Source organism: Pseudomonas sp. RIT778, from assembly GCF_019718735.1.
GTDB lineage: Bacteria > Pseudomonadota > Gammaproteobacteria > Pseudomonadales > Pseudomonadaceae > Aquipseudomonas > Aquipseudomonas aphyarum.
Genome location: NZ_JAIHBA010000063.1, coordinates 1 through 14,793, shown reverse-complemented (window position 1 = coordinate 14,793; position 14,793 = coordinate 1). Strand labels below are relative to the sequence as shown.

The following is a 14,793-nucleotide window of genomic DNA, read 5'->3' as shown; positions in this document are numbered from 1 at the left end:
CGGTTCCAAGGCGATCATCGGCTCGACCTGCCACGCGCAGCTTGAACTGGCCGAACAGGCCGCCAAAGAAGGCGCGAGTTACGTCGCCTTCGGTCGCTTCTTCAATTCCAATACCAAACCCGGTGCACCGAGTTGCAGCCTCGATCTGCTCGACGAAGCCAAACGCACCCTGCACCTGCCGATCTGCGCGATCGGCGGCATCACCCTCGACAACGCCGCGCCGCTGGTGGCCCACGGTGTCGATCTGCTGGCCGTGGTTCATGGCCTGTTCGGCGCCGACAGCACCGCCGAAGTGACCCGCCGCGCCCGCGCCTTCAATGAATTACTAAAAGTCTGAGAGCCCGATCATGTCTCGTTCCGAAACCCTGTTTGCCAACGCCCAGAAGCACATTCCCGGTGGCGTGAACTCGCCGGTTCGCGCGTTCAAGAGCGTCGGCGGCACGCCGCTGTTCTTCAAGCACGCCGAAGGCGCCTACGTCACTGACGAAGACGACAAGCGTTATGTGGATTACGTCGGTTCCTGGGGCCCGATGATCCTCGGCCACAGCCACCCGGACGTGCTGGACGCGGTGCGCAACCAGTTGCAACACGGCCTGTCCTACGGCGCGCCGACCGCGATGGAAACCGAGATGGCCGATCTGGTCTGCTCGCTGGTGCCGTCGATGGAGATGGTGCGCATGGTCAGCTCCGGCACCGAAGCGACCATGAGCGCGATCCGTCTGGCCCGTGGCTTCACCGGCCGTGACAGCATCATCAAGTTCGAAGGTTGCTACCACGGTCACTCCGACAGCCTGCTGGTCAAGGCCGGTTCCGGCGCACTGACCCAGGGCGTACCAAGCTCGGCCGGCGTACCGGCGGCATTCGCCAAACACACCCTGACCCTGCCGTTCAACGACATCGACGCCGTTGAAAAAATGCTCGCCGAAGTCGGCCAGGACGTCGCGTGCATCATCGTCGAGCCAGTGGCCGGCAACATGAACTGCGTACCGCCGGCGCCGGGTTTCCTCGAAGGCCTGCGCAGCCTGTGCGACAAGCACGGCGTGGTGCTGATTTTCGACGAAGTGATGACCGGCTTCCGCGTCGCCCTCGGCGGTGCACAGGCTTACTACGGCGTAACCCCGGACCTGACCACCTTCGGCAAGATCATCGGTGGCGGCATGCCGGTCGGCTGCTTCGGCGGCAAGCGCTCGATCATGGAGCGCATCGCGCCGTTGGGCCCGGTCTATCAGGCAGGCACCTTGTCGGGTAACCCGCTGGCGATGGCCGCCGGCCTGACCACCCTGCGCCTGATCAACCGTCCGGGCTTCCACGCCGAGCTGACCGACTACACCACGCGTCTGCTCGACGGCCTGCAACAGCGCGCCGATGCCGCCGGCATTCCGTTCGTGACCACCCAGGCGGGCGGCATGTTCGGTCTGTACTTCAGCGGCGCCGACGACATTGTTACTTTTGAAGACGTGATGGCCAGCGATGCAGCGCTGTTCGGCCGCTTCTTCCACCTGATGCTGGAAGGTGGCGTGTACCTGGCACCGAGCGCTTTCGAAGCCGGTTTCACCTCGATCGCCCATGGCGAAGCCGAGCTGAAACTGACCCTCGACGCCGCCGAACGCGCCTTCGCCAAGTTGAAGTAAAACGCCCCGCCGCTGACGTTGGCCATTGCCAGCGTCAGCGTTCTCCTACATCCGCACGCCTTTTCCGACACGTCTGCCAAAAATCTCCCCTAAAGTGGGCGATATATTTCCCGCGCAGCAGAAAATCGAGTAAAGACTTTGTAAGGATGGCCCTGCTTATTTCATAATGCGCGCTTATTGGATCCCTCGACGGGTCCGCGCGCCCTTCAGAGGTAAGTCGATTCCCATGAACCGCACCGGCCGCACCCTTGCCTTGGGCTGCCTGTTGCTCCTTCAGCCGCTGCTCGCACATGCACAAGCAGGCGGCAACTCGTTGTTGATCCCGGCGATGGGTCGCTGCACCCTCAATACTCAGCCGCAAGATGTCACGCAGGCCCTCGCCGCCTGCCAAAAGGCAGCGGATGAGGGGGATGCGCAAGCGCAATACGAGTTGGGTGAGTTCTACTACGACGGCAAGAACGCGCCGCGCGACCTCAATCAAGCCCTGAGCTATTTCGAAAAGGCCTCGCTGCAAGGCCACGCCCAGGCGCAATTCAAGCTCGGCACCATGTTCTTCCACGGCGAAGGCGTGCAGGCCAACAACATTCAGGCCTACATCGTGCTGAAAATGGCGGCGGTCAACGGCGCAGAAGATGCGCTGGATACGGCCGACGAAGTCTCCGAAAAAATGTCCCGCGAAGATCTTGAGACTGCCACGCAAGTGCTCGGGCAAATTTTCCGTAAATACCTGATGGAATTGCAGAGCGCCGACGGGCGTACGCCGTTTTCGCCCCTGCCCTGATCATACTGGCCCCATCGCGAGCAGGCTCGCTCCCACAAGAGATCCTCTGAGCACTGGAGATCTACTGTGGGAGCGAGCCTGCTCGCGATGAAGGCGACTCGGTCTTACGGTTTACTTCTCGGGCATCGGCACCGGAAACGGCATCACATTGCCAACACCGCCACGGGCTTCGCTGATCTTCGGCGTCCCCAGTCGCTCGACCTCGTCGATACGCACGATCGAGTGCATCGGCACAAAGCTGCGCACCACGCCTTCGAATTGCGCCTTGAGCTTTTCTTCGCTCGGATCGACGACCACTTGCGTGCGCTCGCCAAAGACGAACTCTTCCACTTCCAGGAAACCCCACAGATCACTTTGATAGATCTGCTTGGCGTACATTTCGAACACCTGGCCCTGGTTGAGGAAAATCACCTTGTAGATTGGAGCTTCGCGTTTGGTCATGGCGGGCGGACGACATCGGGGTAAAAATGAGGGCGCGAACTATAGCATAGCCACCGGACGCGCAGCGGTAGGAACCTGGGGACATGTTCCCTATAATGCGCGGTTCTTTGAACCACGTGACGACCCTATTCCATGGCCAAGAAGCTTTACATCGAAACCCACGGTTGCCAGATGAACGAGTACGACAGCTCGCGCATGGTCGATCTGCTGGGCGAACACCAGGCCCTGGAAGTCACGGCGCGCGCAGAAGATGCCGACGTGATCCTGCTCAACACCTGCTCGATCCGCGAACGCGCCCAGGACCGGGTGTATTCCCAGCTCGGCCGCTGGCGCGAACTGAAACTGGCCAACCCGGACATGGTGATCGCCGTCGGCGGTTGCGTGGCCAGCCAGGAAGGTGCGGCGATCCGTGATCGCGCCCCGTACGTCGACGTGGTGTTCGGCCCGCAGACCCTGCACCGCCTGCCGGAAATGATCGACGCCGCGCGCATCAGCAAGCTGCCGCAAGTCGACGTCTCGTTCCCGGAGATCGAAAAATTCGACCACCTGCCCGAGCCGCGCATCGACGGCCCGAGCGCCTACGTGTCGGTGATGGAAGGCTGCAGCAAGTACTGCACGTTCTGCGTGGTGCCTTACACCCGCGGCGAAGAAGTCAGCCGGCCGTTCGACGACGTGATCGCCGAGATCATTCACCTGGCCGAACACGGCGTGCGCGAAGTGACCCTGCTGGGGCAGAACGTCAACGGCTATCGCGGGCTGACCCACGACGGTCGCCTGGCGGACCTGGCCGAACTGATCCGTGTGGTCGCAGCGGTCGATGGCATCGACCGCATCCGCTACACCACCTCGCACCCGCTGGAATTCTCCGACAGCCTGATTCAGGCCCACGCCGAAGTGCCGGAACTGGTCAAGCACCTGCACTTGCCGGTGCAGTCGGGTTCGGATCGGATCCTGGCCGCGATGAAGCGCAACCACACGGCGCTGGAGTACAAATCCAAGCTGCGCAAACTGCGCGCAGCCGTACCGGGCATCTGCATCAGCTCGGACTTCATCGTCGGCTTCCCGGGGGAAACCGAGAAAGATTTCGAACAGACCATGAAGCTGATTGCCGACGTCGGTTTCGATTTTTCCTACTCGTTCGTCTACAGCCAGCGCCCGGGCACTCCGGCCGCCGATCTGGCCGACGACACCCCGGAAGAACTGAAGAAAGAACGCCTGAACGCCTTGCAGCACCGTTTGAATCAGCAAGGGTTCGAGATCAGCCGACAAATGGTCGGTTCGGTCCAGCGGATTCTGGTGACCGATTATTCGAAGAAAGACCCGGGCGAGCTGCAAGGGCGCACCGAGAATAACCGTATCGTCAACTTCCGCTGCGATAATCCGACCCTGATCGGCCAGTTCGCCGACGTCCACATCGACGCGGCGCAACCGCACTCGCTGCGCGGCTCGCTGATCCAGTAACACCGCATATCCCATGTGGGAGCGAGCTTGCTCGCGAAGGCTGCGACACATTCAGCATTCCTGTGTCTGACAGACCGCTTTCGCGAGCAAGCTCGCTCCCACAGAAACAGCATCAATTTAAGAGCTTTCGCACCCACGCCACTGGCGTTATCCTTGATTTCATCCTAATTGCCCCAGGGCGGCTAAATACGACCTTGAACGCACCCATCGAACCACATCGTTTTATCCTCGAGCCCTTTGAGGCTCGCCGCTTCGCCAATCTGTGCGGGCAGTTCGACGAGCACCTGCGCCTGATCGAACAGCGCCTGGCCATCGAGATCCGCAACCGCGGCAATCAGTTCGAGCTGATCGGCGAACCCAAGCACACCACTTCCGCGGAAAACCTCATTCGCCGCCTGTACCGGGAAACCAAGGGTTCAGAGCTGTCGCCGGATACGGTTCACCTGTTTCTCCAGGAATCGGCCGTCGAGCAGCTGGACAACCACGCCCCCGCCGAAGCCTCCGTCGCCCTGCGCACCAAGAAAGGCATGATTCGCCCACGCGGCTTGAATCAGCTGCGCTACGTGAAGGAAATCCTCGGCAACGACATCAACTTCGGCATCGGCCCGGCCGGTACCGGCAAGACCTATCTGGCTGTTGCCTGCGCGGTTGATGCGCTGGAGCGCGAGCAGATCCGTCGCATCCTGCTCGTGCGTCCGGCGGTCGAAGCGGGTGAAAAACTCGGCTTCCTGCCCGGCGACCTGTCGCAAAAGATCGACCCGTACCTGCGCCCGCTCTACGACGCGCTCTATGAAATGCTCGGCTTCGAATACGTGGCCAAGCTGATCGAGCGTCAGGTGATCGAAGTCGCGCCGCTGGCCTACATGCGCGGCCGTACGCTGAACAACAGCTTCATCATTCTCGACGAAAGCCAGAACACTACCGTCGAGCAGATGAAGATGTTCCTGACCCGGATCGGTTTCGGCTCAACGGCCGTGATCACCGGCGACATCACCCAGGTCGACCTGCCGCGCGGCACCAAATCCGGACTTCATCACGTCATCGAAGTCCTGAAAGATGTGCCGGGCATCAGCTTCACCCACTTCCAGCCCAAAGACGTGGTGCGCCATCCGTTGGTGCAACGCATCGTCGAAGCCTACGAGCGCTTCGAGACGCGTGTCGCTGATGAAGCGCCAAAGGACACCCGCCACGATGCTTGAGCTTGACCTGCAAATCGCGACCGAAGCGTCTGCGCCGACCGAAGCCGAGTTCCGCCAATGGTGCGAACTGGCCCTGCGCCAGCGCACCGCTGACTCGGAAATGACCATTCGTCTGGTCGACGAGGAAGAAGGCCGCGAACTGAATCACACCTGGCGGCACAAGGATTACGCGACCAACGTCCTGTCCTTCCCCGCCGAAGTGCCCGACGAGTTTCTCGACATTCCATTGCTGGGCGATCTTGTGATCTGCGTGGCAGTGGTCGAGCGCGAAGCTGCCGAACAGGGCAAGGAACTAAAGGCCCACTGGGCACATCTGGTCATTCACGGCTGCTTGCATCTGCTTGGTTACGACCATATAGATGACGAGGAAGCCGAAGAAATGGAAGCACTGGAACGCGAGTTGCTTGCCGAATTGGGTTATCCCGATCCGTACGCGGACGACGAAACCGAAACATCCCCTACTGTTACAACAAAGGATTCAGAGTAATCGCTATGAGCGAAGATCGATCGAGCAACGGGCAAAAGTCATGGCTGGGTAAACTGACCCAGGCTTTTGCCCACGAGCCGAAGAACCGCCAGGAGCTGCTTGAGCTGCTGCGCGATGCACATCAGAACAAACTGCTGGACAGCGAAGCGCTGGCCATCGTCGAAGGTGCCATCCAGGTGGCTGACCTGCAGGTTCGCGACATCATGGTGCCGCGCTCGCAGATGATCAGCATCAAGGCGACCCAGACACCCCGCGAATTCCTCCCTGCCGTGGTCGACTCGGCCCACTCGCGCTACCCGGTCATCGGCGAAAGCCATGACGACGTGATGGGCGTGCTGCTGGCCAAGGATCTGCTGCCACTGATCCTCAAGGAGAACGGCGACAGCTTCAACATCAAGGACCTGCTGCGCCCGGCCACGTTCGTGCCGGAGTCCAAGCGTCTGAACGTGTTGCTGCGTGAGTTCCGCGCCAACCACAACCACATGGCCATCGTCATCGACGAATACGGCGGCGTGGCCGGTCTGGTGACCATCGAAGACGTGCTTGAGCAGATCGTCGGCGACATCGAAGACGAGCACGACGTCGAAGAAGACAGCTACATCAAGCCGCTGCCCAGCGGTGATTTCCTGATCAAGGCCCTGACGCCGATCGAGAACTTCAACGAGTTTTTCGACAGCGAATTCTCCGACGACGAGTTCGACACCGTCGGCGGGCTGGTGATGAGCGCGTTCGGGCACTTGCCAAAACGCAACGAAATCACTGAAATCGGCGCCTATCGTTTCCGCATCCTGAATGCCGACAGCCGTCGGATTCATTTGCTGCGACTGACCCCAATCGCCCGGTAAAAAATCTAAGGATTGAAATGCGCTGGACAACCCGTCCCGGCTGGCCCGGTAACCTGCTGGCCGTGGCGGCCGGTGCAATCACCACCTTCGCTCTGGCACCGTTCGATCTCTGGCCGCTGGCCCTGCTGGCGGTCGGCCTGTTCTATGCCGGCCTGCGCGAGCTGAGCCCGCGTCAGGCACTGGGCCGTGGCTGGTGCTTCGGTTTCGGCCTGTTCGGCGCCGGCACCAGCTGGATCTATTACAGCATCCACCACTTCGGCGGCGCTTCGGTGCTGCTGGCCGGGTTCCTGATGCTGATCTTCACGGCGGCCATTGCCTGGTTCTTCGCTCTGCCTGCGTGGCTCTGGGCGCGCTGGTTGCGGCGTAACGAAGCACCGGTGGCCGACGCCCTGGCGTTTGCGGCGTTGTGGGTCGGTCAGGAAGCTTTCCGTGGCTGGTTCCTCACCGGTTTCCCATGGCTGTATTCCGGTTACAGCCAGCTCGACGGCCCGCTGGCCGGGCTCGCGCCAGTGGGCGGCATGTGGCTGGTGTCGTTCGTCCTCGCACTGACCGCTGCACTGATCTACAACGCACCGCGCCTGCTGCAAACCCGCCGCAAAGCCTTCATCGCCGCCGGCCTGGTATTGCTGATAGGGCCATGGGCGGCAGGCATTGCGCTCAAGGGCCATGCCTGGACCAGCCCGGCGGGCGCGCCGCTGACCGTTGCCGCGATTCAGGGCAACGTCGCACAAAGCATGAAATGGGACCCGGCCGAGCTCAATGCGCAACTGGCGCTGTACCGCGACCTGAGCTTCCGCTCCAAACCGGTCGACCTGTTGATCTGGCCTGAAACCGCTGTCCCGGTGCTCAAGGAGTCCGCCGAGGGCTATCTGACCATGATGGGCAACTTCGCCGCCGAGCGTAAATCGGCGCTGATCACCGGCGTACCGATCCGCGAAATGGTCCGTCACGAAAAACGCTTCTTCAACGGCATCACCGTGGTCGGCGAAGGCGATGGCACTTATCTGAAACAGAAGCTGGTGCCGTTCGGCGAATACGTACCGTTGCAGGACATCCTGCGCGGGCTGATCGCATTCTTCGACCTGCCAATGTCCGACTTCGCCCGCGGCCCTGCCGATCAGGCCCTGTTGCAGGCCAAGGGTTATCAGATCGCGCCGTTCATCTGCTATGAAGTGGTGTACCCGGAATTCGCCGCAGGCCTGGCGGCACGCAGCGATCTGCTGCTGACGATCAGCAACGACACCTGGTTCGGTACGTCGATCGGCCCGTTGCAACACCTGCAAATGGCGCAGATGCGCGCGCTTGAAGCCGGACGCTGGATGATTCGCGCGACCAACAACGGTGTGACCGGGCTGATCAACCCGTTCGGCCAGATCACGGAGCGTATCCCGCAGTTCGAACAGGGCGTGCTGTACGGCGAAGTGGTGCCGATGCACAACCTGACGCCGTATCTGCAATGGCGCTCGTGGCCGTTGATCATCCTGTGCGTGGTGCTGTTCGGCTGGGCGCTGATGACCAACCGGATGTCCAAGACGCTCTGAAGACCCGCTCACTCCCGCGTCCTGCGCGGGAGTGATCAATCGGCGCTGTCATCCCCTCGATAGAACAGCGAATAACCGATTTGCCCCACCGCCTCGTTCATCAACTGCCCGCTCTGCCAGATCGACTTGAACTCCGGCAGCCAGCCGCCAAACGGTCGCGCATTGTCCGTGCCGAGGAAACCGACCGGCGCCGGCACCACTTCGAATCCAGCCTGTTGATAACTCCACACCGCTCGCGGCATGTGCCAGGCCTGGGTCACCAGCACGATGCGTTTGACGCCTTCCGGCAGCAGCACTTTGGCGCTGAATTCGGCGTTTTCCCACGTGGTGCGGCTCTCCCCTTCCTGCCAGCGCACCGTCACACCGAAATCATCGCGCAACGAATCGGCCATCAATTTGGCTTCAGTCGGCGGCGTACCGTAATGCAGGCCACCGCTGGTCAGAATCGGCAACCCCGACGCCTTGGCCAGTCGCGCCGCATAACGTTGCCGCTCAAGCCCGACGCCGGTCGGCTGATCTTCGCCCCAGGCCAGATCGCCGCGCTCGCGACCGGAGCCCAGCACCACAATCGCATCAGCACGCTGCGCCAGGCTTGTCCATGCTTCCCGGGCCAGCGGCGGCTCGCGCTCCAGCGCCTTGGCGCCCCACTGCACGACCACCGGCAGACTCATCAGCAAAAAGCCGCCAAACCCCAATGCAAAACACAGCCCCGCCAGCCGTGGCCGCGAGCGACGCAGCCACCAGGCCGCCAGCAACAGCAGCAAGAGAAGGCCGGGCGGCAATAGAAGTTGTTTAATGAAATAACGAAAAGGCATCGAGCATCTCCAGAGATGCCCGAAGCCTAAGTGGGTTGATACAACGCGACAACCAGTAGGGTCGGATCCCGTTGAAAAAGATCCGCTTTTTGACCTGCCATGCGTTTACTTGGCCTGCAGAGTCCGAACCTTGACGGGGTCTCTGCCGGGCGCCTTGTCCTTGAGCCAGATGACATTGGCCGTATGGGCTGCATCGAGTTGTTTCACCGCTTGTGACAGGTATCCGTGGGTTTCACGCTCACTGCGATCCAGATAGGCCTTGACCAGTTTGAACTCGGCGGGACTCAAGCCACGCAATTCCAGCTCCAGGGGGCGCTCGTCGCGCAGCCTTCCAGCGGTTTTTGCCGCGTCCAGGGCCATACCCAGACGATCGATCAACCGCTCGTACAACTCGGGTTTGGTAACGTTTTTTTGCTGTGACTCCACCATCCCTCACCTCATTGAAGATAAGACTCACTCCCCAGTTAGAGCTTAGCTTCGCTGCACAAACCGGCTGCACGCCGCGACCAACGGCCCTCGCCGCGATTTCAGCCGGTCAAACGGCTGCAATCAGGGTTTCCCTAGGCCGAGCGCGGTCATGTATGCTACGGCGCTTCCTGTAACTCCACTTCCAGCTCGTCCGGCACGCCCCGAACGTCGCATTGAAGAGGATTAGGCCACCCCTATCCAGTACAAAAGTAGCCATGCACGAACAATATCAGCCCCGTGAAATCGAAGCCGCCGCCCAGTCGTTCTGGGACGAGCAAAAGTCCTTTGAAGTCAGTGAACAGCCAGGCAAGGAGACTTACTACTGCCTGTCGATGTTCCCTTACCCCAGCGGCAAGCTACACATGGGGCACGTGCGCAACTACACCATCGGCGACGTGATCTCCCGCTACCAGCGCATGCTCGGCAAGAACGTTCTGCAACCTATGGGTTGGGACGCCTTCGGCATGCCGGCGGAAAACGCCGCGATGAAGAACAACGTGGCCCCGGCCAAGTGGACCTACGAAAACATCGCCTACATGAAATCCCAGCTGCGCAGCCTGGGCCTGGCGGTGGACTGGTCGCGCGAAGTCACCACCTGCAAACCGGATTACTACCGCTGGGAACAATGGCTGTTCACTCGCCTGTTCGAAAAAGGCGTGATCTACCGCAAGAACGGCACCGTGAACTGGGACCCGATCGATCAGACCGTTCTGGCCAACGAACAGGTGATCGACGGTCGCGGCTGGCGTTCCGGCGCGCTGATCGAAAAGCGCGAAATCCCGATGTACTACTTCAAGATCACCGCCTATGCGGATGAGCTGCTGGAGAGTCTCGACGAACTGACTGGCTGGCCCGAGCAGGTCAAGACCATGCAGCGCAACTGGATCGGCAAGTCGCGCGGGATGGAAGTGCAATTCCCGTACAACGTCGACTCGATCGGCGAAAGCGGCACCCTGAAAGTTTTCACCACCCGTCCGGACACCCTGATGGGCGCGACTTATGTCGCCGTAGCCGCCGAGCACCACCTGGCCGCCCTCGCCGCGAAGAACAACCCCGAGCTGCAAGCGTTCATCGCCGAATGCAAGGGCGGCAGCGTCGCCGAAGCCGACGTCGCCACCCAAGAGAAGAAAGGCCTGCCGACCGGCCTGTTCGTCGAGCACCCGCTGACTGGCGAAAAACTGCCGGTGTGGGTCGCCAACTACGTGCTGATGCACTACGGCGACGGCGCGGTCATGGCGGTGCCGGCGCACGACGAGCGCGATTTCGAATTCGCCCACAAGTACAACCTGCCGGTCAAATCCGTGGTGCGCACCAGCTCCGGTGAAACCAACCCGGCGCCATGGCAGGACGCCTACGGCGAGCACGGCACGCTGATCAACTCCGGCGAGTTCGACGGCCTGGACTTCGCTGGCGCGTTCGACGCCATGGAAGTCGCTCTGATCAAGAAAAACCTCGGTGCCTCGCGCACCCAGTTCCGCCTGCGCGACTGGGGCATCAGCCGTCAGCGCTACTGGGGCTGCCCGATCCCGATCATCCACTGCGATGCCTGCGGTGACGTGCCGGTGCCGGAAGATCAACTGCCTGTCGTTCTGCCGGAAGACGTGGTGCCGGACGGCGCCGGTTCGCCGCTGGCGCGCATGCCCGAGTTCTACGAGTGCAGCTGCCCGAAATGCGGCCAGCCTGCCAAGCGTGAAACCGACACCATGGACACCTTTGTCGAGTCGTCCTGGTACTACGCCCGTTACGCCTCGCCGCACTTCGAAGGCGGTCTGGTGGAAAAATCCGCGGCCGACCACTGGTTGCCGGTGGATCAGTACATCGGCGGTATCGAACACGCCATTCTTCACCTGCTCTACGCGCGCTTCTTCCACAAGCTGATGCGTGACGAAGGCCTGGTGAGCTCCAACGAGCCGTTCAAGAATCTGCTGACCCAGGGCATGGTGGTCGCCGAGACTTACTATCGTCGTGAAGCCAACGGTGCCTACACCTGGTTCAACCCGGCGGACGTGGAACTCGAGCGCGACAGCAAGGCCAAGGTCATCAGCGCCAAGCTGATCGCCGACGGCCTGCCGGTGGAAATCGGCGGCACCGAGAAGATGGCCAAGTCGAAGAACAACGGCGTCGACCCTCAGTCGATGATCGACCAGTTCGGCGCCGACACCTGCCGTCTGTTCATGATGTTCGCCTCGCCACCTGACATGAGCGCAGAATGGTCGGACTCCGGCGTGGAAGGCTCGCACCGCTTCCTCAAGCGCGTCTGGCGTCTGGCTCAGGCCCACATCACTCAGGGCCTGCCGGGCAAACTGGACATCGCCGGTCTGAATGACGAGCAGAAAGTCATTCGCCGCGCGATCCACCAGGCGATCAAGCAGGCCAGCCATGACGTCGGCCAGAACCACAAATTCAACACCGCCATCGCTCAGGTGATGACGCTGATGAACGTGCTGGAAAAAGCCGCGCAAGTGACCGAACAGGATCGCGCACTGGTTCAGGAAGGTCTGGAAACCGTGACCCTGCTCCTGGCTCCGATCACGCCGCACATCAGCCACGAGCTGTGGAACCGTCTGGGCCACGCCGATCCGGTGATCGACGCCGGCTGGCCGGTGCTGGACGAAAGCGCGCTGGTGCAGGACAGCCTGACCCTGGTGATCCAGGTCAACGGCAAGCTGCGCGGCCAGATCGAAATGCCGGCCGCCGCGACCCGTGAAGAAGTCGAAGCGGCAGCCCGCGCCAACGAAAACGTGCTGCGTTTCGTTGACGGCCTGACGATTCGCAAAGTGATCGTAGTGCCCGGGAAACTGGTCAATATCGTCGCCAGCTAATTGGATCGGGCGTCAGGTGAGCCTGACGCCCAGTAAAACCTTTCGGGCCACAGAGTCGGCCCACATGGTTTCAAGGGGAGCAACACAATGATCAAACGCAATCTGCTGGTGATGGGCCTCGCCGTCCTGTTGAGCGCCTGCGGTTTCCAGCTGCGTGGTACCGGCACCAACGAACTGTCGATCAAGGAGCTCGATCTGAGCGCCCGCAACGCCTACGGCGAAACCGTGACGCAACTGCGTCAGGTGCTGGAGGCCAGCGGCGTCAAGATCATTTCCGGTGCGCCATACAAACTGTACCTGGCCGATGAGCAAGAAACTCAGCGCATCCTCAGCTATGCCGGCGCCGGTCGTACTGGCGAATATCAGGTGAGCACCGTGCTGACCTACGATATCCGTGGCGAAAAAGACCTGCTGCTCAAAAGCGACAAGCTTGAAGTGCAGAAAGTGTTCATCCACGACGGCAACAACCTGGTGGGTTCCGACCAGGAAGCCAACGATGCACGCCGTGAAACCCGCCGCGAGCTGGTTCAGCGCATGATGCTGCGTCTGCAACAGCTGACGCCGGCACAGCTGGACGCTCTGCAGCAAACCGCCAACGCCCGTGCCAAGGCAGAGGCCGACGCCCTCGAAGCGGCGCAGAAGGCTGAAGCGGAAACTCCGCGTCAGTCGCCGCTCGAACTGCCGCAGCAGTAAGACGTTCGGGGCGCTCAGGCGCCCCGTTCGCCCTTTCTTATGAAGCTCGCTCCCGCCCAACTCGGCAAACACCTGCAAGGCGCCCTTGCGCCGGTCTACATCATCAGCGGCGATGACCCGCTGCTGTGCCAGGAAGCTGCCGACGCCATTCGCTCCGCTGCCCGTCAGCAAGGATTCGACGAACGCCAGGTCTTCGCCGCCGACGCCAATTTCGATTGGGGGACGTTGCTGCAGGCCGGCGCCAGCATGTCGCTGTTCGCCGAAAAACGCCTGCTGGAACTGCGCCTGCCTTCGGGCAAGCCCGGTGACAAGGGCGCTGCCGCACTCATCGAATACTGCTCGCGCCCGGCTGAAGACACGGTGCTGTTGATCAGCCTGCCGAAGCTGGACGGCAGCGCGCAGAAAACCAAGTGGGGCAAGGCGCTGGTCGAGGGTCAGCAGACCCAGTTCGTGCAGATCTGGCCGGTGGACGCCAACCAGTTGCCAAGCTGGATTCGTCAGCGCCTGTCCCAGGCCGGCCTGTCAGCCAGCCAGGACGCGGTCGAGCTGATTGCCGCGCGGGTCGAAGGCAACCTGCTGGCTGCTGCGCAAGAGATCGAAAAGCTCAAGCTGATGGCCGAGGGCGGGCAGATCACCGTCGAAACCGTACAGGCGGCCGTGGCCGACAGTGCGCGTTTTGACGTGTTCGGCCTGACCGACGCGGTGCTCAACGGCGAACCGGCTCACGCCCTGCGCATGCTCGAAGGGCTGCGCGGTGAAGGGGTCGAGCCGCCGGTGATCCTCTGGGCCCTGGCCCGTGAGTTGCGCCTGCTGGCCAACATCTCGTTGCAATACAGCCAGGGCACGCCGCTGGACAAGTGCTTCAGTCAGGCCAAGCCGCCGGTCTGGGACAAGCGCAAACCGCTGATGAGCAAGGCCTTGCAACGCTACTCGGCGCAACGCTGGGCGCAGTTGCTGCTCGAAGCCCAGCGCATCGATGCGCAGATCAAGGGCCAGGCGGCGGGCTCGCCGTGGATGAGCCTGAGCCGGTTGGCGCTGCTGATGGCCGGTCAGCGTCTGACCTTGCCTGCCGAATGAAATCCGGGATCGCACTCTGCGATCCCGTTTTTTTTACCGAGTCCATTTCCTACAGAACATCCCGCCCTCGGTCCTATAGACAGACGCTCGAGATCGGCAGATTATCTGCCGCGCAAAACCCCACTCGATCGAGAGAATCCTCATGAGCAAAAAGCCATCGAAACATGGCCACAACAAGGCCAAATCCATCGTCGCCCAACCCCTGTTCCGCAGCCGCCAGGAACGACCAACCAAGGGTAAAGGCAGCTACCGCCGCGAAGCCTTCCAGTCTGACAGCTGGGAGGCTTCTTACTTTCTGGCCGCTTGAAGCACAGCACCCCCTCCTCATGTTAAGGTCTGCACCTGATTCGTATCCCCTGGACCTGTGCATGCCCCTCAGTCTTTCCCGTCGTTGGCCCTTGCGCCAACTGATCGCTGCCTCCAGCTTCGTACTGCTCGTCGCCTGCGCGGAAAAACCAACCGCCGCCGACGCTCAACCCCTTCAGACCGTCCCCGTTTCCACAGCCCCAGCCCCACCCCCAGCCCCAGCCCC

Annotated in this window: 15 protein-coding genes and 1 pseudogene; 13 read left to right on the top strand and 3 right to left on the bottom strand. The window is 61.6% G+C overall.

Features of this window, described 5'->3' with window-relative positions:
- From K5E37_RS28920 to K5E37_RS28910, 3 genes are all read left to right on the top strand, one after another.
- The coding region (locus tag K5E37_RS28920; RefSeq protein ID WP_221535783.1) for a thiamine phosphate synthase at window positions 1-337 on the top strand (337 nt) is incomplete at its 5' end.
- Window positions 338-347: 10 nt separating this feature from the next.
- Window positions 348-1,631, top strand: coding sequence for a glutamate-1-semialdehyde 2,1-aminomutase (gene hemL, locus K5E37_RS28915; RefSeq protein WP_221535782.1), 1,284 nt, complete (start codon window positions 348-350; stop codon window positions 1,629-1,631).
- Between the two features lie 226 nt (window positions 1,632-1,857).
- On the top strand, window positions 1,858-2,412 hold the full coding sequence (locus K5E37_RS28910) for a tetratricopeptide repeat protein (RefSeq protein ID WP_003228518.1): 555 nt from the start codon (window positions 1,858-1,860) through the stop codon (window positions 2,410-2,412).
- 111 nt (window positions 2,413-2,523) lie between these two features.
- Here K5E37_RS28910 and K5E37_RS28905 read toward each other — a convergent pair whose 3' ends face one another.
- A complete protein-coding gene (locus K5E37_RS28905) occupies window positions 2,524-2,853 on the bottom strand; it encodes a DUF1820 family protein (RefSeq protein WP_007958692.1) in 330 nt (109 codons plus the stop codon).
- A 132-nt stretch (window positions 2,854-2,985) separates the two neighbouring features.
- Between K5E37_RS28905 and miaB the strand changes: the two genes are divergently transcribed.
- From miaB to lnt, 5 genes are all read left to right on the top strand, one after another.
- Window positions 2,986-4,314 carry a tRNA (N6-isopentenyl adenosine(37)-C2)-methylthiotransferase MiaB gene (gene miaB / locus K5E37_RS28900; RefSeq protein WP_074691567.1) on the top strand — a complete coding sequence of 443 codons (1,329 nt, stop codon included), beginning with the start codon at window positions 2,986-2,988 and terminating at the stop codon, window positions 4,312-4,314.
- A gap of 194 nt (window positions 4,315-4,508) precedes the next feature.
- Window positions 4,509-5,513, top strand: coding sequence for a PhoH family protein (locus K5E37_RS28895; RefSeq protein ID WP_085608754.1), 1,005 nt, complete (start codon window positions 4,509-4,511; stop codon window positions 5,511-5,513).
- Entirely contained in the window at window positions 5,506-6,000 is a 495-nt protein-coding gene (gene ybeY, locus K5E37_RS28890; protein ID WP_007958682.1) for an rRNA maturation RNase YbeY, read from the top strand. The genes K5E37_RS28895 and ybeY overlap by 8 nt, the downstream gene beginning before the upstream one ends.
- 5 nt (window positions 6,001-6,005) lie before the next feature.
- Window positions 6,006-6,845, top strand: a complete 840-nt coding sequence (locus tag K5E37_RS28885; protein WP_007909641.1) for an HlyC/CorC family transporter — start codon at window positions 6,006-6,008, stop codon at window positions 6,843-6,845.
- Window positions 6,846-6,862: 17 nt separating this feature from the next.
- Complete coding sequence (gene lnt / locus K5E37_RS28880) at window positions 6,863-8,386, top strand: apolipoprotein N-acyltransferase (protein ID WP_039771840.1); 1,524 nt, start codon at window positions 6,863-6,865, stop codon at window positions 8,384-8,386.
- Between the two features lie 35 nt (window positions 8,387-8,421).
- Here the strand turns inward: lnt and K5E37_RS28875 are convergent, their stop codons facing one another.
- Window positions 8,422-9,201 (bottom strand): YdcF family protein, encoded by a 780-nt coding sequence (locus K5E37_RS28875; protein WP_221535781.1) that lies wholly within the window; start codon window positions 9,199-9,201, stop codon window positions 8,422-8,424.
- Window positions 9,202-9,306: 105 nt separating this feature from the next.
- The gene (locus K5E37_RS28870) at window positions 9,307-9,630 is read right to left on the bottom strand and encodes a hypothetical protein (protein ID WP_007958676.1); all 324 of its coding nucleotides are present in this window, start codon (window positions 9,628-9,630) and stop codon (window positions 9,307-9,309) included.
- Window positions 9,631-9,884: 254 nt separating this feature from the next.
- On the opposite strand from K5E37_RS28870, the gene leuS reads away from it, so the two are divergent.
- From leuS to K5E37_RS28845, 5 genes and pseudogenes are all read left to right on the top strand, one after another.
- Window positions 9,885-12,491: a leucine--tRNA ligase gene (gene leuS / locus K5E37_RS28865; protein ID WP_221535780.1), complete on the top strand. Its 2,607-nt coding sequence runs from the start codon at window positions 9,885-9,887 to the stop codon at window positions 12,489-12,491.
- 87 nt (window positions 12,492-12,578) lie between these two features.
- Window positions 12,579-13,184: an LPS assembly lipoprotein LptE gene (gene lptE, locus K5E37_RS28860; protein WP_007958674.1), complete on the top strand. Its 606-nt coding sequence runs from the start codon at window positions 12,579-12,581 to the stop codon at window positions 13,182-13,184.
- Between the two features lie 39 nt (window positions 13,185-13,223).
- Window positions 13,224-14,261 carry a DNA polymerase III subunit delta gene (holA, locus tag K5E37_RS28855; RefSeq protein ID WP_007958673.1) on the top strand — a complete coding sequence of 346 codons (1,038 nt, stop codon included), beginning with the start codon at window positions 13,224-13,226 and terminating at the stop codon, window positions 14,259-14,261.
- A 142-nt stretch (window positions 14,262-14,403) separates the two neighbouring features.
- Window positions 14,404-14,568, top strand: coding sequence for an alternative ribosome rescue factor ArfA (gene arfA, locus K5E37_RS28850; protein WP_007958672.1), 165 nt, complete (start codon window positions 14,404-14,406; stop codon window positions 14,566-14,568).
- A 61-nt stretch (window positions 14,569-14,629) separates the two neighbouring features.
- A pseudogene (locus tag K5E37_RS28845) lies at window positions 14,630-14,793 on the top strand (lytic murein transglycosylase); the annotation flags it as partial.